This window comes from Amycolatopsis sp. WAC 04169 (assembly GCF_003947535.1).
GTDB lineage: Bacteria > Actinomycetota > Actinomycetes > Mycobacteriales > Pseudonocardiaceae > Amycolatopsis > Amycolatopsis keratiniphila.
Genome location: NZ_QHJI01000006.1, coordinates 140375 through 164176, shown reverse-complemented (window position 1 = coordinate 164176; position 23802 = coordinate 140375). Strand labels below are relative to the sequence as shown.

Below are 23802 nucleotides of genomic sequence, written 5' to 3'. Positions count from 1 at the left end.
TCACGCATGTCAGCGGGTCGGGTCCTTGCCGTTCGGCTGGCGCGGTCCGGGGCCGGGTGACCACCAGCCGGGGACGACCTTCTCGCCGTGGACGATCGTCGGCGCGATCCCCTCGGTGAACGGTTCGACCTGCAGCAGCTGGCCCCAGGACTGGCTCGGCTGGCCGATCAGGTAGCTGGGCACCTCGGGTTCGGCCGCGACCTCTTCGAGCCAGCCGATCGGGCCGCCGTTGGTGCTGGACGCCCAGTTCGCCTCGTCGGCGACGGCGCCGGCGGTGATCCGGTACTCGGGCATCTTCGAGATGCCGTCGTGCGAGGTCACCGGCTGCACGCACGGGTAGACGAACGACGCGGGCCAGTCGACGTACACCGGCTTGCCCGCGATCTTCTCGGTCAGCGTGGTGAACGTCGGCACGCGGGGCGCGGACGCGGCGATCCAGCCGTCCTCGGTGAGGTCGTTGTCGACGATGTTGATCCGCACGGACGTCGTCTCGGCCGGCAGGTCGCGCAGGTTGATCCGGGTGTCGTTCCAGCCGTTCGTCCCGGCGCCCGGCGGCAGCACGAACTGGCTGCGGACGACCTTCACGCCTTCGCTGGTGTTCACGCCGTAGTCGAGGCTGACCGACGTCGGCCGCCGGGCCGCGCCCGCGGTGGCGACCACGATCTGCCCGTCGGCGGGCTTTTCGGCGAGGGCGTACCAGTCGCTGCGCAGGCGCCCGGCCCGCGTCTCGGGGTCGAGGAAGCTGCTCCACATCGGGACTTCGTCGGGTTTGAAGCCGTGCGGCGGTTCGGCCAGCGGATCCTTGTCGTCGATCGCGCGGGTGTGGAACCCGGTCTGCACCCGGCCGTTGTCCTGCTCGGGATCGGGCAGCGGCGGCGGGGTCTGCCCGGCGGGCGGCTCCTCCTTCTTCACCGGGACCGTCCGCTGTTCGGGCTGGGCCCGCAGGATGCTGGTCGCGGCGTCCCGTTCCACCATCACGTGGTCGGAGAGGTTGCAGCTCTTGCCGAACAGATGCCCGAAGTTCGCGGCGCCGAGGCTGTAGGAACCCTGCTGGTTGTGGATCGCCCACGCCATGCTGACGAACTCGCCCGTGGCCATCAGGCCGCAGACCACCACCAGCGAGAGCGAACCGAGCCGCAGCGACCGGCTCCGCCCTTCCTGTGGTCCCGCCTGCAGACCGGGCCGGTGCGCGCGGACGTTCTCCACGAACGCGTACACCCCGGAGATCGCCGCCGCGATCAGCAGGATGGTCGACAGCGGGACCCCGCCGATCGACGGCGCCACCGCCGTCCACTGCACACCGAGTTTCGAGACGAACCAGTACGAGTTGGGTCCGGTCGCGGCCAGCGCGCCGACCACGAGCAGCCCGGCGAGGAACGCCGCCCGGTTGCGCCGTGAGCGCAGCACCGTCGAGCTGGTCGCCAGCGCGGTCAACGCCGCCATGGCCGCGGCGACCGCGGCGAACGCGCCGAAGTGGTGCGTCCACTTGGTCGGGGTCAGCGCCAGCAGCAGGAAGAACAGCGCGACCGTGCCGATCAGGCGGCGGCTGGGGCCGAGCGCGGCGCCGGGGATCCGGCCGCGGCGCAGCAGCACCACCAGGCAGGTCCCGGTGCACAGCAGCACCAGCAGCACGGGGAACCGGCGGGGCACGGAGCCGTCCGGCAGGCTTTCGAACAGCAGCTGGTAGCGCGCGAGTTCCTGGAACCACGACAGGTTCGGGCCGACCAGGGTGCGGATCCGGGTCGCCTCCTGCACGGTGGCGAAGGTCTGGTCGGCGAACACCACGACCAGCACCAGCAGCCCGGCGGCGAGCACCGGCCCGAGCACCGGCAGCCAGCCGTTCTCGGCGCGCTGGCGGACCAGTTTGTACAGCGGGCGCGCGGCGACCAGGAACGGCGCGACCGCGATCAGCCCGGTCGGCGTCGCGGCCAGGGTGAACCCGGCCGCGGTCAGCCCGAGGCACAACGGCAGCAGACGGCGGGTCACCAGCGCGCGCTCGACGGCGCAGATCGCCAGCAGCGAGCCCAGCGCGCGGATCGCTTCCGGCCGGACCCCGTTGTTGAACGGCATCCACCAGACCAGGAACACCGCGGCGGCGGCCCAGCCGGCGGCGCGGCTCGTGCGGACCTGCGTGCCCAGGCGCGGCATGACCTCGCGGCTGATCAGCAGCCAGCTCAGCACGCCGAGCACGAACGACGGGAGCCGGATCCACGGCGGCACCGTGCTGACGTGCGCCATCAGCTGATACACGTGGTAGAACCAGCCGAACGGCGCTTCGGCGACCCCGAACCAGCGGTGGTAGTTCGTGAGGTAGCCGGTCTCTTCGGCCACTCTCGACATCGTGAGGATGTAGCCGTCGTCCGAGGTGACCGGGCCGATGAACACCCAAGCGCCGAGCGCGATGATCACCGTCGCGTCGCGGGCGGTCAGCCGCCACCAGCCGACCGGCGCCCAGCGTGGCGCGCGGCGGGCGAATCCGGAGTCCATCCGCCACACCGCGATCAGGCAGCCGATGAACGACAGCGCCGCGATGACGCCGATGATCCACTTCCACACCGTCGGCGAGGTCTGGTAGCGGGTGTCCGGGACGACCGAGACGTGCAGGCCGGCGATCGGATCCTTGCTCGCGTTGATCGACGAGTAGATCCCCACCAGCCGCGGCCGGACGTCGCCCTCGGCGTGGAACACCACGGTCTCGGCGACGGTCACCGTCATCTGGTTCGCGTCCGCGCGGAGCTTGACGTCGCAGTTCTTTTCCGGGAGGGGCTGCTGCACGATCTGCTGGCCCTGGCTGGAGGCGAGCAGCACACCGTTGTCGATGCGCAGCTGCAGGCCGACGCCCTTGCCCGCGCGCGGGTCGGTGCGGCCGTCGGGCACGGTGGAGAACAACAGCGCCTGGCCCTGCGAACGCGCGTCCAGCGAACGGACGGTCGTGCACGGCAGATCGACGCGCAGGTCCTGCGCCCAGTACCCGGTCAAGGGCGCGTTGACGGAGCGGGTGTCGCCGCCCGTTGGCCAGACGACCTCCGCTGTGTCCTGCACCACCGGCAGGAAGGGGAAAGCCAATGCGCACAAGGCGGACAGCAACCCCAGCGTGACAGCGATCAAACGCATCGGCGCAACGCTAACGGGTCTGGTCCGAACGGCTTACGCAGGGCTGCCCTTCACCGCGCCGCGCAACCAGGTTATAGCGCCCTGAACTGTCGTTACGCTGGCCGTTTCCGGCCGATGCGGCCGCCGCACGACGACCACCGGAAGGCCGAGCCCGCGGGCCGCGGTGAGCTTCGCCGCGGTCATCGAGCCACCGCTGTCCTTGGTGACGAGGACCTCGATGCCGTGCCGCTCCATGAGCGCGCGTTCCTTCTCCACCGTGTACGGCCCCCGGTCGAGCAGGATTTCGTGCCGCCGGGGGAGCGGGGCTTCGGGCGGGTCGACGCAGCGGATCAGGAACCAGAGATCCAGCGCGGCGAAGGCGGCGAGGCCCTGCCGCCCGCTGGTGAGGAACACGCGTCCGCCGAGCGCCGGGAGCAGCCGCGCGGCGTGGTCGAGGTCGTCGGCCCAGTGCCAGGTGTCGCCGGGCTGCTCGGTCCAGCCGGGCCTGGCCAGCCTGAGCAACGGTGTACCCGTTTCCCTCGCCGCGATGGCCGCGTTCGCGCCGATGCGTTCGGCGAAGGGATGCGTGGCGTCGATCACCGCGTCGACGTCGTTCTCGGTCAGCCAGCGCGCGAGCCCCTCCGGACCGCCGAAGCCGCCGACGCGGGTCTCGCCGTGCGGCAGCTTCGGACGCGCGACGCGGCCCGCGAGCGACGAGACGACGTGCTCTCCGCGCGCCACCAGTTCCTTCGCGAGCTCGCGTGCTTCGCCGGTGCCGCCCAGGATCAGCAGCTTCATCGGGCCACAGCCTCGCGCCACCGCTCCAGCGTGCGCAGGTTCGCGAGCGTCTCCGCCCAGGTGAGCTCGGGCGCCTGCCGGTCTTCGAGGTGGGTGGCGACGTGGTCGGCTTCGCGGGCGAAAAGGCCTTGTGTCGCTTCGACTTCGATCACTTCGGGCTCGCCCCCTTCCGGCGTGAGCACGATCTGCGACGTCTTCGGCTTGCGCATTTCGTGGATCCACGCCGGTTTCGGCACGTACAGCTGACCTTCCGAGCCGTACACGCGGATGTGATCGTCCTGCGTGAGCTGGAAACCGCAGGCCAGCTGCGCGAGGATCCCGCCCGGCAGCCGCAGCAGCCCGAACGCGACCTCGTCGACGCCGTTCTCGTCGAGCCTCGCCATCCCGAGCACTTCTTCGGGCTCGACGACGTCCTGCCCGATCGCCGCCTGCGAGACCAGCCGCGAGAGTGAAGTGCAGTAGCAGCCGACGTCGAAGATCCCGCCGCCGCCCAGCGCGGGATCGGTGAGCCGGGGAACGGCGAAGTTGTAGCTGAAGGCGACGTCCACGGCACGGACCTCGCCGATGGCACCGCAGGAGATCAGCTCGGCCAGCCGCCGGATCTGCGGATGCAGCCGGTACATGAACGCCTCCATGAGGAAGACGTCGTTGGCGCGGGCGGCGTCGATGACCTTCTCGGCTTCGGCGACGGACATCGTCAGCGGCTTCTCGCACAGGATGTGCTTGCCCGCCTCGGCCGCGCGGATCGCCCATTCGCCGTGCAGCGGATGCGGCGTCGAGATGTAGATCGCGTCGACGTCCGGATCGGCGAGCAGATCCTCGTAGGCGCCGTAGCATTTCGGGATCTCGAAACGGCTCGCGAACTCGGCCGCCCGGTCACCGGATCGCGCGGCGACCGCTTCGAGCACTCCGTGCTTGCTCTCTTCGACGCCCGCCGCGAACTCGGCAGCGATGGTCCCGGCGGCCAGCAGGCCCCAGCGAAGGCTCTTCACAGCGACTCCGGTTGGCTAGCGCGGTCACGGGTGGCCGAATACAGGAAACTGTCGGGAAAGCCTTCCGCGGCAAGGGCTTCCCCGACGAAGATCATCGCGGCGCGGGTGATCCCGGCCTCGCGGGACTGCGCGGCGATGGTGCCGAGCGTGCCGCGCAGCACCTGCTCACCCGGCTGGCTGGCCAGCGCGACCACCGCGGCCGGGCAGTCTTCGCGGTAGAACGGCCGCAGTTCGTCGACTACCTGCTCGATGCGGTTGATCGCCAGATGCAGCGCGAGCGTGGTGCCGGTGCGCGCGAAGTTCGCCAGCGTTTCCCCCGGCGGCATGGCCGTGGACCGCGCCTGGGCGCGCGTGATGACCAGGCTCTGCCCGACCTCGGGCACGGTCAGTTCGCGGTTGAGCAGCGCGGCCGCGGCGGCGAACGCGGGCACGCCCGGCGTGACGTCGTACGGAACGCCGGCGGCGTCGAGGCGGCGCATCTGCTCGGCGACCGCGCTGTAGATCGACGGATCACCCGAGCACAGCCGCGCGATCTCGTGGCCCTTCCGGTGCGCCTCGACCATGCGCTCGACGATCGCGGGCAGGTCGAGGTTCGCGGTGTCGATGAGCTCGGCGTCGTCCGGGCAGTACGCCAAGAGTGCTGTCGGCGTCATGCTCCCGGGGTACAGGCAGGTTTCGCAGCGGCCGAGCAGGTCACGGCCTCGCACGGTGATGAGGTCGGCCGCACCCGGACCGGCGCCGATGAAGTGGACAGTCACGACTTGCTCCATTGGGTCACGGCTCGAGCCGGGGTCCAGCCGGTGAATCCGCCGAGCGGCGCGGCCTGTTCGACGGCGACGCGGATCAGTTCCCCGCCGTGTTCGCCGTACGCGCGGGCCAGGGCCTGTTCGGATTCGAGGGTCACGCCGTGCGCGACGATCCGCGCGCCGGTCGCCAGGCAGGCGTCCAGGACACCGGGCACGGTCACTCCGCCGCCGATGAAGATCGCTTGCGGGGTGGCCAGCCCTTCGAGGGCCTCCGGCGCCGCGCCGGTCACCACATCGAGTTCCGGAATGCCGAGCGCGTGCGCGTTCCGGGTGATCCGGTCGGCCCGCTCCGGCGACCGCTCGATCGCGATCGCCCGGTTCAGCGGATGCACGCGGGACCACTCGATGCCGACGCTGCCCGCGCCCCCGCCGACGTCCCACAGCAGTTCGCCGGGCGTCGGCGCGAGCCTGGCCAGCGCGGACGCGCGGAGGTCGCGTTTGGTGAGCTGGCCGTCGTGCTCGAAGACGTCGTCCGGCAGCCCGGTCAGCGGCAGCGCGGGACCGTCGGCCTCGATGGCGAACACGGTCAGCGAGCCGGGGCCGACGCGTTCGTCGGGGCCGCCGAGGTCGGACAGCGCGGTGACGCGGCTCTTGCCGTAACCGCGGGCTTTGAGCAGGTCGAGCAGGTCTTCGGCGTTCGCGCCGAGGACGAGAATCCTCCGGCCGGGCGCGAGCGCGCGGCTCACCCTGGCGATCGCGCGGCCGACGACGGTGACCACCTCGGTCTCCTCCGCCGCCCAGCCGAGCCGCGCGCGGGCGAGCGTCACCGAGGAGAGCGCGGGCAGGACCTCGACGTCGTAGCCGCGCTGGATCAGCGTCGTGCCGATGCCGGAGAGCAGCGGATCGCCGCTGGCGAGCACGCAGACACGGCCCTCGCGCTCGGCGAGGAAGCCGTCCAGAGCGGGCAACAGCGGGCTCGGCCAGGGCTCGGATTTCATCCCGGCGGGCAGGTACGCGAGCTGACGCGGAGCGCCTACGACCACGTCGGCGTTCAGGACCGCTTCCCTGGCCTGCGAGGACAGGCCGGACCAGCCGTCGGCCCCGATCCCGACGACCGTCAGGGGTGATTTTTCGCGCACCTCGGTCACGCTAGACGACGGATTTCCTGTGCGATGATCGGCCGGAGGTCGTCGAGGATGAGGGAGAGCTGTGAAGCCGTACCCGTTCACCGCCGTTGTGGGGATGCCGGATCTGCGCCTGGCGCTGGTGCTTTCCTCCATCTCGCCCGCCGTGGGCGGGGTGCTCGTGCGCGGTGAGAAGGGCACGGCGAAATCCACCATGGTGCGTGCGCTGGCGGGGCTGCTGCCCGGCGTCGACGTCGTGGACGCGTGCCGGTTCTCCTGTGACCCCGTCGAACCCGATCCGGCCTGCCCCGACGGCCCGCACGCGGAGGGCTCGCCCGCCCACCGCCGTCCCGCGCGGCTGGTGGAACTGCCGGTCGGCGCGGCCGAAGACCGCGTGATCGGCTCGCTGAACCTGGAACGCGCGCTCGCCGACGGCGTCACCGATTTCCAGCCCGGCCTGCTCGCGGCCGCGCATCGCGGGCTGCTGTACGTGGACGAGGTCAACCTCCTGCACGACCACCTGGTCGACACGCTGCTCGACGCCGCCGCCATGGGCCGCGCGACCGTCGAACGCGAGGGTGTCTCGGTGTCGCACGCGGCCCGGTTCGTCCTGATCGGCACGATGAACCCCGAGGAGGGCGAGCTGCGGCCGCAGTTGCTGGACCGCTTCGGGCTCACCGTCGAGGTCGCGTCCAGCCGGGATCCCGAACTGCGCGTCGAGGTCGTCCGGCGGCGGCTCGCCTACGAGGCGGACCCCGACGGTTTCGCCGGCCAGTACGCCGCGGCCGACGCCGAACTCGCCGCGGACATCGAGGCGGCGCAACGACTTCTGCCGTCGGTCAAACTGCCGGACGAAGCGCTGCGGCAGATCGCGGAGGTCTGCGCGTCGTTCGAGGTCGACGGGATGCGCGCGGACATCGTGACCGCGCGGACCGCGGTCGCGCACGCCGCCTGGGCCGGGCGTACCGAGGTGACCACCGACGACGTCCGGGTCGCGGCCCGGCTCGCGCTCCCGCACCGCCGTCGCCGCAATCCCTTCGACGCGCCCGGTATCTCCGAGGAGCAGCTGGAGCAGGCGTTGCAGGACGCCGAACCGGAAGGGCCCGGTCCTGACGACGACGGTCCCGGTTCCGGTTCCGGTGCCCCTCCCGAGGGCAGTGAGGCCCCGCCGCCCGCGCAAGGTGGCCAGGAGCCGTCAGGCGGCGGGAGTGGCGGCGACCAGAAGCCGGTCGGCGCCGGGGAAGCCTTCCGTGCCAGGCGTTTCGAGGTGAAGGGCACCGGTGAGGGCGCGGCCGGACGGCGGTCGCGGGCGATCACCGACAACGGCCGGACCATCGGCGTCCAGCCCGCCGGGACCAAGGACGGGCATCCGCATCTGCTCGCGACCGTGCGCGCGGCCGCGCCGCATCAGCGTTCCCGCGGTCGCAGCGGCGCCGGACTCGTGGTGCGGCCTCAGGATCTGCGGTTCGCGCGGCGGGAAGGGCGCGAGGGCAACCTGGTGCTGTTCTGCGTCGACGCGTCCGGCTCGATGGGCGCGCGCCAGCGGATGCGCGAGGTGAAGACCGCCGTGCTGTCGCTGCTGCTCGACGCGTACCAGCGCCGCGACAAGGTGGGCCTGGTGACCTTCCGCGCCTCGGGCGCCGAACTCGCGCTCCCGCCGACGATCAGCGTCGACGCCGCGGCGTCCCGTTTGGACGGTCTCGCGACCGGGGGCCGCACACCGCTGGCGGAAGGACTTCTCGAAGCGGCAAGGGTTCTGCGTATCGAGGCGGTCCGTGATCCGTTGCGGCGCCCGCTGCTCGTCGTCGTCACCGACGGCCGCGCGACCAGCGGCGCCGACGCCGTCCAGCGCGCGCGGCAGGCGGCCGGGCTGCTGGCCGGCAACGTGACGTCGATCGTGATGGACTGCGAGAGCGGGAAGATGCGCCTCGGGCTCGCCGCCGAACTGGCGGAACACCTTGGCGCGGAACACGTTCCGGTCGCCGAGGTCGCCGCCGACACCCTCGCGGGCGCCGTCCGCAGCCGTATCTCCGGAAAGGCGGCGTAATGCCACAGGGCAAACCGGAAACGGTGCCGAACGACGGTCTCACCACCCGCCAGCGGCGCAACCGCCCGCTGCTCGCCGTGCACACCGGCGAGATGAAGGGCAAGTCCACCGCCGCGTTCGGGATGGCGTTGCGCGCGTGGAACCAGGGCTGGTCGATCGGCGTGTTCCAGTTCGTCAAGTCGGCGAAGTGGCGCGTCGGCGAGGAAGCCGCGTTCCGTGCCCTCGGCAAGCTGCACGACGACACCGGGCAGGGCGGCGCGGTCGAGTGGCACAAGATGGGCGAAGGCTGGAGCTGGGCGCGCAAATCCGGTTCCGAGGAGGACCACGCCGAGAACGCGCGTGAGGGCTGGGCCGAGATCAAACGCCGTCTCGCCGCCGAGACCCACGACTTCTACGTCCTCGACGAGTTCAGCTACCTGCTCAAATGGGGCTGGCTCGAAGTGGACGACGTCGTCTCGACGCTGACCGGGCGTCCCGGTCACCAGCACGTGGTGATCACCGGCCGGTACGCGCCGCCGGAGCTGATCGACGCGGCGGACCTGGTCACCGAGATGACGAAGGTGAAGCATCCGATGGACGCCGGGCAAAAGGGCCAGCGAGGCATCGAATGGTGAACCGCGTGGTCATCGCCGCGCCCGGCTCCGGGCACGGCAAGACCACGATCGCCGCGGGCCTGATGGCGGCGTTGCGCGCGCGGGGGCTGAAGGTCTCCGGGCACAAGGTCGGCCCCGACTTCATCGACCCGAGCTATCACTCCCTCGCCACCGGACGGCCGCCGCGCAACCTCGACCCGTTCCTCCAGGGCGAGGACCGGCTGATCCCGTTGCTGCGGCACGGTTCCGCCGGTGCCGACATCGCGGTCATCGAAGGCGTGATGGGCTTGTTCGACGGCGCGCTCGGCACCGAGGGCTACGCCTCGACGGCGCACGTCGCCCGGTTGCTGGACGCGCCGGTGGTGCTCGTCGTGGACGCGTCGGCCGCGTCGCGCAGTGTCGCCGCGACCGTGCTCGGATTCGCGCAGTACGACACCCGCGTGCGGCTGGCCGGTGTCATCCTCAACAAGCTGGGTTCGCAGCGGCACGCGGACGAGATCGTCACCGCGCTGGAGGCGACCGGCGTCCCGCTGCTGGGAACGTTGTACCGCAACGAAGAAATCCACGCGCCGAGCCGTCATCTCGGCCTGGTCCCGGCGGCCGAACGGGCGAGTGAGTCGGAACGGTTGCTGCCGGAGTTGGCCGCGTGGATCAGCGAGGGCGTGGACCTGGGCGCGATCGTGCAGGTGGCGCGCTCGGCTTCCCGGCTTTCGGGGGAGCCCTGGCGGCCTCCTTTCGCGGTCGAAGGGCGGCGTTCGGTGGTCGCCGCGGCGGCCGGTCCGGCGTTCACCTTCCGCTACACCGAGGCCGTCGAACTGCTCGCCGCCGCCGGGGTCGACGTCGTCGATGTAGATCCCTTGCAGGACAAGGAACTTCCCGAAGGCTGCGCCGGGTTGTACTTCGGTGGAGGATTCCCCGAGGTGCACGCCGAAGAGCTTTCGGCGAATCTGCCGCTCCGCACGGCGATCGCGCGAGCCGTCGGCGACGGTATGCCCGTCGTGGCCGAATGCGCGGGGCTGCTGTACCTGTGCCAGGACATCGACGGGACGCCGATGACCGGCGTCCTCGACGCCTCGGCCACCATGACGAAACGCGGAAAACTCGGGTACCGCAAGGCTTTCTCGCCCGCCGACAGCGTGCTCGCGGTCGCCGGGCAACGCGTCACCGGGCACGAGTTCCACCGCACGATCATCGAACCCGGCAGCGGCCCGACCCCGGCCTGGGGCTGGGACCGTACTCCGGACGGCTTCGCGTCGGCGTCCCTGCACGCGTCGTACCTGCACGTCCACTGGGCGGGGTACCCCGAACTCGCCGAACGGTTCGCCGCCGCGGTGCGCGCCCATGGCTGACTACGACCTCTGGCACCACGGCGATCGCGAGGTCGGCGAAGGTCTCGTCGATCTGGCGGTCAATGTCCGTCTGCCTGCGCCGCCCGCCTGGCTGCGCGCCGAACTGGCGGCGGCACTGGATGATCTGGCCGCCTATCCGGACGTCACCGCCGCCACGGCCGCGGTCGCCGCCCGGCACTCGCTGCCCGAATCCCGGGTCCTGGTGACCTCCGGCGCGGCCGAGGCGTTCACGTTGCTGGCCACGGCGTTGCGGCCGTCGTACGTGGTGGTCGTGCACCCGCAGTTCACCGAACCCGAAGCCGCCCTGCGCGCGGCCGGCCACGCCGTGCACCGGGTGGTGTTGTCGCCCGACGACGGCTTCCGGCTGGGCGACGTGCCGGAAGAAGCCGATCTGGTCTTCGTCGGGAACCCCACGAACCCGACCTCCGTGCTGCATCCGGCCGCGGACCTGCTCGCGCTGGGCCGCCCGGATCGCTTGGTCGTCGTCGACGAGGCCTTCCTCGACGCCGTCCCGGGCGAGACCGAAAGCGTTGCGGGACAACCCGGTTTCGTCGTCCTCCGCAGCCTGACGAAGACCTGGGGGATCGCCGGGCTGCGTGCCGGGTACGTCCTGGCCGATGAGTCCATTGTGGACCTTTTGCGCGCCGTTCAGCCCCCGTGGTCGGTGTCGTCGCTGGCCGCCGTCGCCGTGGAGGCGTGTTGCCGTCCCGCGGCGCTGGAGGAAGCCGAGAAACTGGCCGTGGCGGCGGAAGCGGACCGGGAGTACCTGGTCTCGGGCCTGACCGCTATGGGTGTCGAGGTGCTGGGGGAGCCCCGGGGGCCTTTCGTGCTCGTGCGGCTCCCGGGTGCCGATGTCGTCCGGGAACGGTTGCGGGAGCACGGGTTCGCCGTCCGGCGTGGAGACACCTTCCCGGGGCTGGACGCGCGGTACCTGCGGATCGCGGTGCGGGACCGGGAGACGGTGGACGCTTTCCTGGCGGCGCTCGCGGCGGTCAGGCGGCTCCCCGCTTGAGGACCTCGATCACCGAGGAGTAGCCGCTCTTGCCGAACCCCGCGGCGACCGCCCGGTCCAGCAGTTCCTTGTTCCCGGCCGGGATCCCGGCGTCCACTCGCTGCTCGTCGCTGGTGCCGATGATGTGCTTCAGCGTCGTGACGTTCATTTCCAGGGAAGCAAGCTCGCCGGGATACTCACCCTTGTCGATGGTGGGCGCCTCGGCCTTGATGATCCCGCCGATCACCGAGGGCAGGAACCAGTCCACCGCGATCTCCGTGAACTCGGCCGCCCCGACCCCGGCACTGCCGACCAGCGCGGCGGCGTGCAGGAAACCGTTCAGGGACGAGTACATCATGCTCAGCAACGCGGTGTTGTACAGCACGGCGAGGCCAGGGTCCGTGCCGAGATGGGCCGGATCGCCCAGGTCGGCCAGCGTCTCCTTGTGCGTCTCGAAAATCTCGGTGGAGCCGCTGTAGAGGAAGAGCGAGCCGGTGTGCCCGACCAGGGGCGGAGGAACCATGATCGCGCCGTCGAGGTAGCCGATTCCGTGGCCTTCCGCCCACTGGGCGGCCTCGCGTGCCTCCTTCGGCGTGCCGGAATTCAGGTTCACCACTACGCGGCCGCGCAAGGCTTCCCGCGCAGGGCCGAGCGCGGAGTAAAGCGCGTCGTAGTCGGCGAGGCAGACCACGAGCAGACGGCTCGCGGACACCGCGTCCACGATGTCGTCCGCCTGCCGCGCGCCTTTCGCCACCAAGGGGGCGGCCTTGCCGGGGGAGCGGTTCCACACGGTCACGTCGTGACCGCGGTCGAGCAGGGCGGCGGCGAGCGCGGCGCCCATCGGGCCGAGCCCGGCGACGGTCACCGGGAGGTTCTGATCGGTCATGGGGCAAGGCTAAAGTCTCTCATCGATGTGAGAGTCAACTCCTGATCGTGTAATGGTTGTTCTCATGCGGATCGGTGAGCTGGTGCGGCGGACGGGCGTGCGGGAACGGTTGCTCCGCTATTACGAGGAACAGGGCCTCCTGCATCCGGCGCGAAGGCCGAGTGGTTACCGCGAATATTCGGAAGCGGATGTCGCGCGGGTGCGCAACATCCGCACCCTGCTGTCCGCGGGGCTGGGCACCGCGACCATCGCCGGCGTGCTGCCGTGCATGGTCGATCTGGGGAACGGCCTGGCGCCCGCCTGCGTCGATCTGCTGCCCGAGCTGTACCGGGAGCGGGACCGGATCACCGCGGCGATCGACGAGATGACGGCGACGCGGAAGGTGCTGGACGGCATCATCGCGGCGACCGTCCCGCATGCCGACGAAGTCGCCGGAGCCCTGGCTCGTGAGCGATAAGGGCGGTCATTGAGAAGTAAGGAAAAGGTGGCGTGTTCGGTACAGGTGGTCGTGAGTGTCGCTGGAACGACACTCACGACCAACCAGGCCCTCGAAGTGGTTGGATAAGCCGGTGAACTTCGTGATCGGCGTCTTCGATCTCTTCGCCTACACCATCCCCGGCGCGCTGTACGTCGCGTTCTTCGGCTATCTCGGGGCGAAGCTCCACATCCTGACGGCCGCCAGCATCGGCGGCGTGCCGACCGTGGTGCTGGTCGTCGTGATCGTGGTACTCAGCTTCCTGCTGGGCTATCTGGCCTATCCGCTCGGGGAAGCGCTGGAGCGGATCGTGCCGCGCAGGCGGAACCGGGACGCGGCCGCGGAGTTCGTGCGCCGGATGCCCTCGGCCGAGGGCCGCGCGTTCCTGAAGGAGAACACGCATCTGCTGCTGTGCGCGCTGCAACTGCACGACAAGGAGGTCGCGGCCGACGTCACGCGGCTGCGCGCGTCCGGGCTCATGGTGCGCAACTGCGCGCCGCCGCTGCTGTTCGGCGCCGTCGCCGCGATCGTCGACATCTTCGCGGGCAAGCACCCGTTCGTCGCCGCCGTGATCGCCGCGCTGCTGCTGTTCGCCTCGCTCACTTTGGTTTCCCAGGGCCGCAAGCTCGGCCTGTGGGCCGGGATGAAGACCCTCGAACTGTGCTTCTGGCTGCCGGAGATCGACGAGAAACTGGCGGCGGACAAGCCCGCTTGACCGGGGTCGCTTCAGAACGGATCGGTATTTACCCGCCTGCGCCGGACCTGCACGAGGACGACGGTTGCGTGGGCGTCGGAGTTGACGATGTAGGAATTGGGACGTTGAGTGTCCCGATTCCTACATCGTCGCGAGGGGCACACCAGGCTCTGAGACAACGCCCGACCAAGCGCCTGTCCTCCAATGTCGCGAAGGCCACTTTCGCAGCATCCGCAGCCGGCCTGCGGGAGATCGACGAGAAACTGGCGGCTCCTCAGAACGACGAAGCCAGCAAGGCCCCCGCGACGGCGACCTCGACGCAACCGCCGAGCACGTCCCCGGTCACCCCGCCCAGCCGCTGAACGCACCGCGCCAGCAGCGCCGACGCGGCCAGATAGCCCAGCGCCACCGCGATCAGTCCTTGCCACCACGGCAGCACCAGCGCCGCCGCGCCCGCCAGCACGGCGAAGACCGCGGCCGCCGCCCACACCGGCACCGAACCGGCGACGGTCGCGCCCAGCCCTTCCGGCCGGGCCGACGGGACGCCGCGCGCACAGCACAGCGACAGCACCCCGCGTCCGGCGAAGACCGCGACGGCGGCCGCCGCGATCCCGTGTCCGGCCGAGATCGCCCCGGCCAGCGCACCGGCCTGGACGAGCAGCACCAGCACCAGGGTCGCGATCCCGGTCGGCCCGGAATCCCCGCGCCGCATGATTTCCAGCGCCCGCGCGCGGTCGTACGACGCGCCGAGCCCGTCGGCCGTGTCGGCGAGTCCGTCGAGATGGAGCCCGCGGCTGCCGAGCGCGACCGCGCCCAGCGCGAGCGCCGCGGACGCGAACGCGGGCAGGCCGATCAGCTCACCCAGGAACACGATCACCGCGGCGGCGGCCGCGAGCGGCACGACGGCCAGCGGGCCGAGCACCATCGCCCCGCCCGCCACCCGCCGGTCGATCACTTTCGGCGCCGGCACCCGGACCGTGGTCAGGGTGCCGACGGCCATCTTCAGCGCGTCGGCGATCAAGCCAGATCCGCCAGCAGACCCATGTCCGCGAGGATCGCCCGCGCCGCCCTCAGCACCGGGACCGCCTGCACGGCGCCGCTGCCCTCGCCGAGCCGCAGCCCGAGATCGAGGATCGGCTCCAGGTCGAGCGCCTTCAACGCGTACGCCTGCGACGGCTCGGTCGAACGGTGCCCGGCCAGCCACCACCGCTCCGCCCCCGGCGCGATCTCGCGGGCGACGAGCGCCGCGGCCCCGGAGAACACGCCGTCGAGCAGCACCGGCACCCCGCGAACCGCCGCCTGCACGAGAAAGCCCGCCGTCGCGGCGAGACAAGCGCTGCCGAGCGAGGTCAGCAACGCGAAGGGGTCTTTCACCGCACCGGACCTGATCAACGCGGCCTCGACGACCGCGAGCTTCCGCGCGCGCCCGTCCTCGTCGATCCCGGTGCCCGTGCCGACGACGTCCTCCGGGAGAAGGCCGAGCAGCGAGGCGACCACGGCCGCGCAGATCGTCGTGTTGCCGATCCCCATGTCGCCGGGGACGAGCAGATCCGCGCCGCCGTCGATCTCCTCGTCCGCGATCGCCAGCCCGTGCTCGAACGCCGTCCGCGCCTCGCCCTCGGCGAGTGCGTCCTCGACGTCGATCGCGCCGGAACCCCGCCGGACCTTGTGCGCGGTGACTTCGGCGGGCACGTCCGCGCCGTCCCAGTCCACGGCGATGTCCAGCACGCGCACCTTCGCCCCGGCCAGCCCGGCCAGCACGCTGACGCCGCTCTTGCCGGCGAGGAACACCCGGACCATCGCCGCGGTCACCTCGCGCGGATACGCCGACATCCCGGAAACCCCGTGGTCCCCGGCGAAGACGACCACCCGGACGTCGTCGAGAGGCCGCGGCGGGACGGCGCCGTGTGCCGCGCTGAGCCACGCGGCCAGGTCTTCGAGCCGTCCGAGGGAACCGAGCGGCTTGACCAGACCGTCCAGTCTGGCGCGCGCGGCGGCTTCGGCGGCGGCGTCCGGGATGGCGATACGCATAGGACTCCTAAGGCAGGTCGAGCATCCGTCCGGCCACGACCAGCACGGTCCGGTCGGACACGGCTGACACCCGGTTGTTCAACGCGCCCAGCACATCACGGAAAACGCGTCCGGACACCGTCGCGGGCACCACACCGCTGCCGACCTCGTTGCTGACCGCGATCACCGGCACGTCCGCCTGCTCCCACGCGGCCAGGAAATCCTCCAGCCGGTCGTCGAGCCGCCGCTCCCAGCCCTTGCGCTGGTCCCAGGCGCCGACCTCGTCGAGCACCCGGCTGATCCACGTGCCGAGGCAGTCGATGAGCAGCGGATGCGTCGCCGTCCGCAGCACCGTGGCCAGGTCGGTGGTCTCGACCGTCTTCCAGTGACTCGGCCGCCGCGCGCGGTGCGCGGCCACCCGGGCGGCCCATTCGGGATCTTCGGCGCTCGGCGGCAGGCCGGGCGCGACGTAGGTCAGGTGCGGGTGACGGGACGCGAGCCGCTCGGCGTGGTGTGACTTCCCAGAGCGGACGCCGCCCAGTATCAGCACCTTGCCGTCGTCGCGCGAATAGCGGCGAAGTGCCCGCGCGAGGGTCTCCAGGACCCTCGCGAGGCGATGCGTCAGCTTGGTCATACCCCGCATTCTCGTGCACGCGCTACCGTTCGCCACGTGCCACTCCGACAAGCCGCCACCGCAGCCGGACTCGTGACCGGTTACGTCGCCGACGCCGTGTTCGGAGATCCACGGAAGTGGCATCCGGTCGCGGGCTTCGGCCGCGCCGCGCAAGCCCTCGAACAGCGGATTTACGCCGATTCGAAGGTTCGGGGCGCCGCGTACACCGCGGCCTGCGCGGGCACCGTCACCGGATTGGGGGTCGCGGCCCAGTTCTTGACGCGGAAGCGTCCATTCGCAAGGTTCGCGCTCACCGCGGCGTCAACGTGGGTGGTTCTGGGCGGGAAGGGCCTCGCGGCAGAGGGCACGCGTATGGCCCACCTGCTCGACGACGGCGACCTGCCCGGAGCCCGGCGCCGCCTTTCGCATCTGTGCGCCCGCGACGCCACCGGCCTCGACACCGAGCAGCTCGCGCGCGCCACCACCGAGTCCATCGCCGAGAACACCTCCGACGCGGTCGTCGCGCCGCTGCTGTGGGGCGCGGTCGCCGGGATCCCCGGCCTGCTGGGGTACCGCGCGCTCAACACGCTCGACGCGATGGTCGGCTACCGATCGCCGAAGTACGCGAACTTCGGCTGGGCGTCGGCGCGGACAGACGACCTAGCGAATCTGGTGCCGTCCCGGGTCGGCGCGGCGCTCACCGTGGCGTCGGCGCCGCTGGCCGGCGGCTTCGCCAAACCCGCGTTCCGGATCTGGCGCCGCGACGGGAAGCACCATCCGAGCCCCAACGCGGGCCAGGTCGAGGCCGCCTTCGCCGGCGCGCTCGGGATCAAGCTGGGCGGGACGAACAGCTACGGCGGCCGCACCGAACGCCGCGGCGTCCTCGGCGACGGCCGCGAACCGGAACCGGTGGACGTGCGCCGCGCGGTCCGGCTGTCGAGGGCGGTCGGGCTCGCCGCGCTCGCCGTCGCGGTGGCGGTGTCGCGGTGAGCGGCCTGCTCGTCGCGGGGACGACGTCGGACGCGGGCAAGAGCCTGGTCACCGCCGCGTTGTGCCGCTGGCTCGCGCGCCGGGGCGTGCGGGTCGCGCCGTTCAAGTCCCAGAACATGTCGAACAACTCGATGGTGTGCGCGGACGGCGCCGAGATCGGCCGCGCGCAATGGCTCCAGGCGCGCGCGGCCCGTGTCGAACCCGAAGCCGCGATGAACCCGGTGCTGCTGAAACCCGGGAGTGATCGCCGCAGCCACGTCGTCGCGCTCGGGAAACCGTTCGGCACGCTGGAAGCGGGGGAGTACGCGACGGGCCGGGCCGGGCTCGCCGAGATCGCCTTCGACACGTTCTCTTCGCTGCGAAAGCGTTTCGACGTCGTGCTGTGCGAAGGCGCGGGAAGCCCGGCCGAGATCAACCTGCGCGAAGGCGATTACGTCAACATGGGGCTGGCGCGGCGTTTCGGCCTGCCCGTGGTCGTCGTCGGCGACATCGACCGCGGCGGGGTCATGGCCGCGATGTTCGGCACCCTCGCCCTGCTGTCCGCCGAAGACCAGGCGCTGGTTTCGGGCTGGCTGGTCAACAAGTTCCGCGGCGACGTCGGCCTGCTGCGGCCGGGGCTGGAGACGCTGGAGAAGCTCACCGGCCGCGAGGTCTTCGGTGTGCTGCCCTGGCTCGACCAGGTGTGGATCGACTCGGAGGACGCGCTGGCCGCCGCGGGCTGGGGTGCCTCCGGCGGGTCTTTGCGGGTCGCCGTCGTGCGCTTTCCTCGGGCCTCCAACGCGACCGACGTCGACGCGCTCGCCGCCGAGCCCGGGGTCTCGGTCGCGCTGACCGCCGATCCGGACACGGTCCGGTCCGCCGACGTGGTGATCCTGCCGGGTTCCCGCGCGACCGTGGACGATCTGGCGTGGCTGCGGGCGCGTGGCCTGGCGGACGCCGTGCGCACGCGCGCCGAGGCGGGACGTCCGGTGCTGGGGATCTGCGGCGGCTATCAGATGCTGGCCGCCGAGATCGAGGACGACGTCGAATCGGGCGCCGGGGTCGTCCCCGGTCTCGGCCTGCTGCCGACGCGCGTTTCGTTCAGCGCCGACAAAGTGCTGGCCCGGCCGACGGGCTCGTGGCGCGGGCAAACCGTGGAGGCGTACGAGATCCACCATGGCACCGTGACCGCCACCGGCCCCGCCGAGTCCTTTTTGGACGGATGTCGGCAAGGCGCGGTGTGGGGAACGATGTGGCACGGTGCCTTCGAGAACGACGGTTTCCGGCGCGCGTGGCTGGGCGAGGTGGCGGACTGGTCACCGGCCGCCGGGGCACCGGGGTTCGGCGCGCTGCGGGAGAGCATGCTCGACAGGCTCGCCGACGCCGTCGAAGAGCACGTCGACACCGCCCGGCTCCTGCGCCTGATCGAGGACGGTGCCGACGGCTCTCTGCCTTTCGTGCCGCCCGGCGTCCCCTGACGCATTTCGTCCTCTGAATGCGGTCCTTGCACACGCAACTACCGCATTCAGAGGACGAAACGCTAGCTTGCCCGCACGGTGTCCCTGCTCTTCAAAGCCTTCTCGGCCAAAGCGCCGAAGGCCAGCCCGAGCGCGGTCCACAGCACCACCTGCGTGCCGACCGACGCCAGCCGGAAGGTCCACAGCGTGGAACCCGGGAACCCGTCGGGCACCTCGTCGATCGACGGCAGCAGCGCCGCCGCCACCGAGATCAGCACGACGTACCCGCCCGCGGCGAGCAGGCCGCCACGCCAGGCGCCGAGCTTGTCGGCCAGCTTCCGCCCGAACGCCGCGGCGAGGATGCCGACCAGCAGCGAAAGCGCGACGAAGCCGAAGTACAGCGAAGTCCGGCTCCCGATCGTGCCCGCCTGGCCGACCGCGGGCGGATTCCCCGGGTATTTCAGGAACGGCACCAGGAACACGACCACGAAGGCACCGCTCGCGAGCAACGCCGCGGTCACTCGCGGCCGCAGTGTGCCGAGGCGGCCGTAGGTGAAGGCGAACGCGAGCGAGAACAGCCCGCCGACCGCGACGCCGTACAAGCCGACGCCGGTCAACAGGCCGACGGTGCTCTGCACGCCACGCGTGACGAGCTCTTCCTCGGCCTCGGCGGGGGCGTGTTCGTGGGCACCCGGAGCACTGTGCGAATGCGCTGCCGTGCCTTCGAGACCGATGGCGGTCTCGACCGAAGGCTCACCGAAGAAGTACGCGAAAAGGGTCGCCAGGACACCGGCGACCAGGCCCGCGAGCATGCCGCGGACCAGCAAGGTCCTCATCATGGGGCGCTTGCCCGCCTAGTGGCAGGGGAAGGCCAGCAGGTGCCGGCCGTCGTGGACGAACTCGTGGACGTACGAGTTCGCGAACACCGACACCGCGCCCTGCTCGGCGCTGATGAAGTACAGGGTGATCAGCGAAAGGAGGATGACGAGCACCGCCCAGGGCAGGATCTCGCGGACGGGGATCCGGACGGGGACGGGAACTGCGGCTACCGCTTCGGACATGGCGGTGGGACCTCCTCGGGCTAGCGCGGCCTCTTCAGGGGTGTCACGACGGCTCCGGGTCTGGCTTCCCCGATGACTCGGGGTCACAGTGGCGCGACCGCGCGGATTCTCACCGCGTTCCGGGTGCCGTCGTCTGGCCGACCGAGCGTAGGTCGCCACGAAGCGTCCGGTCAATGTGACGGAACCCGATCGGCGCAGGCTCGTGACGTCACGGGCATCCACCGATCGGTTGATGGGGGCTCCACCAACGACAGTCTCAGCCGTGGCCACGCGGTTGATTCGGCGGACCCGCGCCGCGCGGGATGGTCTTCGTATGGCAATCATCGAGGTGGAAGACCTCGTCAAACGCTACGGCGACCACACCGCGGTGGACGGGGTCGGTTTCGCCGTCGAGCAGGGCGAGATCTTCGGCATCCTGGGCCCCAACGGGGCAGGCAAGACCACGACGGTCGAGTGCGTGGAGGGGCTGCGCGTCCCGGACGGCGGCACCATCCGGGTCTGCGGGATCGACCCGCGCAACGAAACCGGCGAGCTGCGGCAGCTGCTCGGCGCGCAGCTGCAGGAAAGCGAGCTGCCGGACAAGCTGAAGGTCGGCGAGGCGATGGAGCTGTACGGCTCCTTCTACCGCGAACCGGCCGACTGGCGGGAACTCCTCGGCATCCTCGATCTGACCGACAAGATCGGCACCCAGTTCCGCAGGTTGTCCGGTGGGCAGAAGCAGCGGCTGTCGATCGCGCTCGCGCTGATCGGCAACCCGAGGGTGGCGGTGCTCGACGAGCTCACCACCGGCCTGGATCCGCAGGCGCGCCGTGACGCGTGGGGCCTGATCGAGCGCGTCCGCGACCGCGGCGTGACGATCCTGCTGGTCACGCATTTCATGGAGGAAGCGGAACGACTGTGCGACCGGATCGCGGTGATCGACTCCGGCCGTGTCGTCGCGCTCGACACCCCGGCCGGGCTGGTCGCCGGCGTCGACGACCGGCAACGCATCCGGTTCCGTCCGTCCGCCCCGCTGGACCACTCCGTGCTGACCGCGCTGCCCGAGGTCGCCTCGGTCGACCGCGCGGGCGACCAGCTCGTCGTGACCGGCACGGGCGACCTGCTGCTCGCCGTCACCACCGTGCTCGCCCGCAACCAGGTCACCGCGGCCGGCCTGCGGGTCGAGCAGGCGTCGCTGGACGACGCGTTCGTCGCGCTCACCGGCCGCACCATCGACTCCTGAGGAGAACACCATGTCCGCCCTCGCCCGGCTCACCGTCGCCGAGACCAAACTCTTCTTCCGCGAGCCGATGCTCGTGTTCTTCGTACTCGCCTTCCCGCCGCTCCTGCTCGTCGTCCTCGGCGCGTTCCCCGCGTTGCGAGAACCCAGCGCGGACCTCGGTGGTGCCAGGGCGATCACCCTGTACCTGCCGATCATCGTCACGATGGGCCTCGCCCTGTTCGCGCTCAACAGCGTGACCCAGCTGCTCGCCACCTACCGGGAGAAAGGCGTGTTGCGGCGGATGCGGACCACCCCGGTCGAACCGCGCGTCCTGCTCGGCGCGCAGCTGCTGATGTCCACGATCATGTCCGTGGCGACGATGCTGGTCCTGCTGGCCATCGGCAGGGTGCTGTACGACGTGGGCCTGCCCCGGCAGCTGCCCGCGTATCTCATCGCCTACCTGCTGACGGCGCTCGCGATGTTCGCGATCGGCCTGCTGGTCGCCTCCGTCGCACCGACCGGGAAGAGCGCGGGCGCGATCGGGACCCTGCTGTTCTTCCCGATCCTGTTCTTCGCCGGTCTCTGGGTGCCGCGCGCCGAGATGAACGACGTCCTGAGGAAGATCAGCGACTTCACCCCGCTGGGCGCGGGCGTGCAATCATTGCAGGACGCCGCCGCCGGTCACTGGCCGCAACCACTGCAGGTGGCGGTCTTGCTGGGGTGGACGATCGTGGCAGGCGGGCTGGCCGCCCGGTACTTCCGCTGGGAGTGAGTCGTGGGCATCGAAGCGGAGCTGCGTGCGGAGTCCGACCACTGGGAACGGGTCGAGACGACGGTCTTCAAGGTCCTTCCGTACGTCCTGCTGGCGATCGGCGTCCTCATCTCGGTGCTGCTGCCGATCTGGCGGGTGCCGGTGCACCTCCCGGCCGTGCTCGCGCTTTCGGCCGGGATCCTGGCCTGGTCCTTCTGGTTCCACACGCTTCACCCGGAATGGCACCGGAACGGGCCGCTGATGGGCCTGTACTACACGGGGCTGATGGTACTGACGGCCTGCCTGGTCGCGGTCGCGCCGTGGTACGGCCTGTTCGCCTTCATCGGCTACCCCCAGGCGTTCCACTACCTGAAAGGCCGCTGGCGGTACGTCGGGGTCGCCGCCACGTCCGTGATCTCGGCGGTGGCGTACCTGGGTGGGCTGGCCGGGATCCAGGAAGAGGACATGTGGGTGGCGTGGGCGGCGCTCAGCGTGATCATCACCGTGCTGTCCGGGGCCTTCTCCCGCATCGCCGAGCAGTCGGACCAGCGCAACCTCAAACAGAAGCAGGCGCTCACCGAACTGCACGAGGCGAACACCAGGCTGGAGGCGGCGCTGGAGGAGAACGCCGGCCTGCACGCCCAGCTGCTGGTCCAGGCCAGGGAAGCCGGGGTGCTCGACGAGCGGCAGCGGATCGCCAGGGACATCCACGACACGCTGGCCCAGGGGCTGGCAGGCATCCTCACCCAGCTCCAGGCCGCCGAGCAGACCCTGGACGAGCCCTCGGCGCCGCACCGGCACGTGACGAACGCGATGAACCTCGCGAGGGAAAGCCTGACCGAGGCACGCCGGACGGTGCACGCGGTGCAGCCGGAGCCGCTCGCCGAGGGCAGGCTCCAGGACGCGATCGGCGAGGTGACCCGGCGCTGGTCGGAGGTGAACCACATCGAGGCGGTGCTGACCACCACCGGCGATCCCCGGCCCATGCACGCCGATGTCGAGGTGACGCTGCTCCGGGCCGCGCAAGAGGCACTGGCCAACGTGGCCAAGCATGCGAAGGCCGGCCGAGTCGGCCTGACCTTGTCGTACATGGAGGATCTGGTGACGCTCGACGTGCGTGACGACGGCGTGGGCTTCGAGCCGGCCGCCAGGCGCGCCAACGGTTCCGTCGACGGCGGGTTCGGGCTGGCCGGGATGCGGCAGCGCGTGCAGCGCCTCGCCGGCCGCCTCGACATCGAGTCGGAGCCGGGCGGGGGCACCGCGCTCTCGGCGTCCGTCCCGGCGATCCCGGCCGGGGCCGAGCGGTGATCTCGCTGCTGATCGTCGACGACCATCCCGTGGTGCGGGACGGGCTGCGGGGCATGTTCAGCGCCGACCCGCGCTTCGAGGTCCTCGGTGAGGCCGGGGACGGCGAGGAGGCCATCGCCACCGGGGTGAAGCTCCGGCCCGACGTGATCCTCATGGATCTGCGGATGCCGCGGATCGACGGCGTCACCGCCATCGAGGAGCTGGCGAAACGCGGGGTGCCCTCGCGGATCCTCGTGCTCACCACCTACGACACGGACAGCGACGTGCTGCCCGCCATCCAAGCCGGTGCCACCGGATACCTGCTGAAGGACGCGCCGAGGGACGAACTGTTCCGTGCGGTGGAGGCGGCCGCGGAGGGTAAGGCGATGCTTTCCCCCTCGGTCGCGACCCGGTTGATGGGGCAGATGCGGCAGCCGGCCTCAGGCCCGCTCTCCCAGCGTGAACTGGAAGTCCTGGAACTGATCGCCCAGGGCACGACGAACCGCGAGGCCGCGAAGAGGCTGTTCATCAGCGAAGCGACGGTGAAGACACACCTGCTGCACGTGTACGCGAAACTCGGCGTCAACGACCGGGCGGCCGCCGTGGCCACGGCGTTCTCCCAGGGGTACCTGACCCCGCGCGGCTGACGGAGCCCTGCCGTCCAT

General features: G+C 71.0%; 23 protein-coding genes. 12 read left to right on the top strand and 11 right to left on the bottom strand.

From position 1 onward, the window contains the following. Positions 1-9 precede the first annotated feature (9 nt). From DMC61_RS16965 to cbiE, 5 genes are read right to left on the bottom strand one after another with little or no spacing between them, the layout of a single operon-like run. Entirely contained in the window at positions 10-3114 is a 3105-nt protein-coding gene (locus DMC61_RS16965; RefSeq protein ID WP_125690091.1) for an arabinosyltransferase domain-containing protein, read from the bottom strand. A 33-nt stretch (positions 3115-3147) separates the two neighbouring features. Next, on the bottom strand, positions 3148-3891 hold the full coding sequence (locus DMC61_RS16960) for a cobalt-precorrin-6A reductase (protein WP_199750016.1): 744 nt from the start codon (positions 3889-3891) through the stop codon (positions 3148-3150). Then, complete coding sequence (locus tag DMC61_RS16955; protein ID WP_125690089.1) at positions 3888-4883, bottom strand: Gfo/Idh/MocA family protein; 996 nt, start codon at positions 4881-4883, stop codon at positions 3888-3890. Before DMC61_RS16955 ends, DMC61_RS16960 begins: the two co-directional genes overlap by 4 nt. Next, positions 4880-5641: a precorrin-4 C(11)-methyltransferase gene (gene cobM / locus DMC61_RS16950; RefSeq protein WP_125690088.1), complete on the bottom strand. Its 762-nt coding sequence runs from the start codon at positions 5639-5641 to the stop codon at positions 4880-4882. Before cobM ends, DMC61_RS16955 begins: the two co-directional genes overlap by 4 nt. Then, a complete protein-coding gene (cbiE, locus tag DMC61_RS16945; protein ID WP_125690087.1) occupies positions 5638-6777 on the bottom strand; it encodes a precorrin-6y C5,15-methyltransferase (decarboxylating) subunit CbiE in 1140 nt (379 codons plus the stop codon). The genes cobM and cbiE overlap by 4 nt, the downstream gene beginning before the upstream one ends. Positions 6778-6838: 61 nt before the next feature. Between cbiE and DMC61_RS16940 the strand changes: the two genes are divergently transcribed. The 4 genes from DMC61_RS16940 to cobC are packed head-to-tail and all read left to right on the top strand — an operon-like array spanning position 6839 to position 11754. Further along, the gene (locus DMC61_RS16940; protein WP_125690086.1) at positions 6839-8800 is read left to right on the top strand and encodes a putative cobaltochelatase; all 1962 of its coding nucleotides are present in this window, start codon (positions 6839-6841) and stop codon (positions 8798-8800) included. Continuing rightward, positions 8800-9414 carry a cob(I)yrinic acid a,c-diamide adenosyltransferase gene (gene cobO, locus DMC61_RS16935; protein ID WP_125690085.1) on the top strand — a complete coding sequence of 205 codons (615 nt, stop codon included), beginning with the start codon at positions 8800-8802 and terminating at the stop codon, positions 9412-9414. Before DMC61_RS16940 ends, cobO begins: the two co-directional genes overlap by 1 nt. Continuing rightward, a complete protein-coding gene (locus DMC61_RS16930) occupies positions 9408-10742 on the top strand; it encodes a cobyrinate a,c-diamide synthase (RefSeq protein WP_125690084.1) in 1335 nt (444 codons plus the stop codon). The genes cobO and DMC61_RS16930 overlap by 7 nt, the downstream gene beginning before the upstream one ends. Beyond that, positions 10735-11754, top strand: a complete 1020-nt coding sequence (gene cobC / locus DMC61_RS16925; protein ID WP_125690083.1) for an Rv2231c family pyridoxal phosphate-dependent protein CobC — start codon at positions 10735-10737, stop codon at positions 11752-11754. The genes DMC61_RS16930 and cobC overlap by 8 nt, the downstream gene beginning before the upstream one ends. On the opposite strand, the gene DMC61_RS16920 is transcribed toward cobC, so the two are convergent. Further along, the gene (locus tag DMC61_RS16920) at positions 11735-12619 is read right to left on the bottom strand and encodes an NAD(P)-dependent oxidoreductase (RefSeq protein WP_125690082.1); all 885 of its coding nucleotides are present in this window, start codon (positions 12617-12619) and stop codon (positions 11735-11737) included. The two genes, cobC and DMC61_RS16920, sit on opposite strands and share 20 nt — an antisense overlap. A gap of 64 nt (positions 12620-12683) precedes the next feature. On the opposite strand from DMC61_RS16920, the gene DMC61_RS16915 reads away from it, so the two are divergent. Both DMC61_RS16915 and DMC61_RS16910 read left to right on the top strand, forming a co-directional pair. Further along, the gene (locus DMC61_RS16915) at positions 12684-13076 is read left to right on the top strand and encodes a MerR family transcriptional regulator (protein ID WP_125690081.1); all 393 of its coding nucleotides are present in this window, start codon (positions 12684-12686) and stop codon (positions 13074-13076) included. A 112-nt stretch (positions 13077-13188) separates the two neighbouring features. Next, the gene (locus tag DMC61_RS16910; protein WP_125690080.1) at positions 13189-13809 is read left to right on the top strand and encodes a hypothetical protein; all 621 of its coding nucleotides are present in this window, start codon (positions 13189-13191) and stop codon (positions 13807-13809) included. A 253-nt stretch (positions 13810-14062) separates the two neighbouring features. Here DMC61_RS16910 and DMC61_RS16905 read toward each other — a convergent pair whose 3' ends face one another. From DMC61_RS16905 to DMC61_RS16895, 3 genes are read right to left on the bottom strand one after another with little or no spacing between them, the layout of a single operon-like run. Next, positions 14063-14809, bottom strand: coding sequence for an adenosylcobinamide-GDP ribazoletransferase (locus tag DMC61_RS16905; RefSeq protein WP_125690079.1), 747 nt, complete (start codon positions 14807-14809; stop codon positions 14063-14065). Next, positions 14806-15819 (bottom strand): nicotinate-nucleotide--dimethylbenzimidazole phosphoribosyltransferase, encoded by a 1014-nt coding sequence (gene cobT / locus DMC61_RS16900; RefSeq protein WP_125690078.1) that lies wholly within the window; start codon positions 15817-15819, stop codon positions 14806-14808. Before cobT ends, DMC61_RS16905 begins: the two co-directional genes overlap by 4 nt. Positions 15820-15826: 7 nt before the next feature. After that, positions 15827-16432 carry a bifunctional adenosylcobinamide kinase/adenosylcobinamide-phosphate guanylyltransferase gene (locus DMC61_RS16895; RefSeq protein WP_016332080.1) on the bottom strand — a complete coding sequence of 202 codons (606 nt, stop codon included), beginning with the start codon at positions 16430-16432 and terminating at the stop codon, positions 15827-15829. Positions 16433-16468: 36 nt separating this feature from the next. Between DMC61_RS16895 and DMC61_RS16890 the strand changes: the two genes are divergently transcribed. Together DMC61_RS16890 and DMC61_RS16885 are read left to right on the top strand one after the other, a co-directional pair. Next, the gene (locus DMC61_RS16890; RefSeq protein ID WP_125690077.1) at positions 16469-17401 is read left to right on the top strand and encodes a cobalamin biosynthesis protein; all 933 of its coding nucleotides are present in this window, start codon (positions 16469-16471) and stop codon (positions 17399-17401) included. Continuing rightward, entirely contained in the window at positions 17398-18858 is a 1461-nt protein-coding gene (locus tag DMC61_RS16885) for a cobyric acid synthase (RefSeq protein WP_125690076.1), read from the top strand. The genes DMC61_RS16890 and DMC61_RS16885 overlap by 4 nt, the downstream gene beginning before the upstream one ends. Before the next feature lie 62 nt (positions 18859-18920). Here DMC61_RS16885 and DMC61_RS16880 read toward each other — a convergent pair whose 3' ends face one another. Continuing rightward, positions 18921-19676, bottom strand: coding sequence for a CbtA family protein (locus DMC61_RS16880; RefSeq protein ID WP_125690075.1), 756 nt, complete (start codon positions 19674-19676; stop codon positions 18921-18923). A 15-nt stretch (positions 19677-19691) separates the two neighbouring features. Continuing rightward, positions 19692-19898: a CbtB-domain containing protein gene (locus DMC61_RS16875; protein WP_005162643.1), complete on the bottom strand. Its 207-nt coding sequence runs from the start codon at positions 19896-19898 to the stop codon at positions 19692-19694. Positions 19899-20211: 313 nt separating this feature from the next. Here DMC61_RS16875 and DMC61_RS16870 point away from each other — a divergent pair, with 313 nt between their 5' ends. Genes DMC61_RS16870 through DMC61_RS16855 form a run of 4 tightly spaced genes read left to right on the top strand, consistent with a single transcriptional unit; the run spans position 20212 to position 23784 of the window. Then, positions 20212-21120, top strand: a complete 909-nt coding sequence (locus tag DMC61_RS16870) for an ABC transporter ATP-binding protein (protein WP_125690074.1) — start codon at positions 20212-20214, stop codon at positions 21118-21120. Positions 21121-21130: 10 nt separating this feature from the next. Continuing rightward, complete coding sequence (locus DMC61_RS16865; RefSeq protein ID WP_125690073.1) at positions 21131-21871, top strand: ABC transporter permease; 741 nt, start codon at positions 21131-21133, stop codon at positions 21869-21871. Positions 21872-21874: 3 nt separating this feature from the next. Next, on the top strand, positions 21875-23158 hold the full coding sequence (locus DMC61_RS16860; protein WP_125690072.1) for a sensor histidine kinase: 1284 nt from the start codon (positions 21875-21877) through the stop codon (positions 23156-23158). Continuing rightward, positions 23155-23784, top strand: a complete 630-nt coding sequence (locus DMC61_RS16855) for a response regulator transcription factor (RefSeq protein ID WP_125690071.1) — start codon at positions 23155-23157, stop codon at positions 23782-23784. Before DMC61_RS16860 ends, DMC61_RS16855 begins: the two co-directional genes overlap by 4 nt. The last annotated feature ends 18 nt before the right edge of the window (positions 23785-23802 follow it).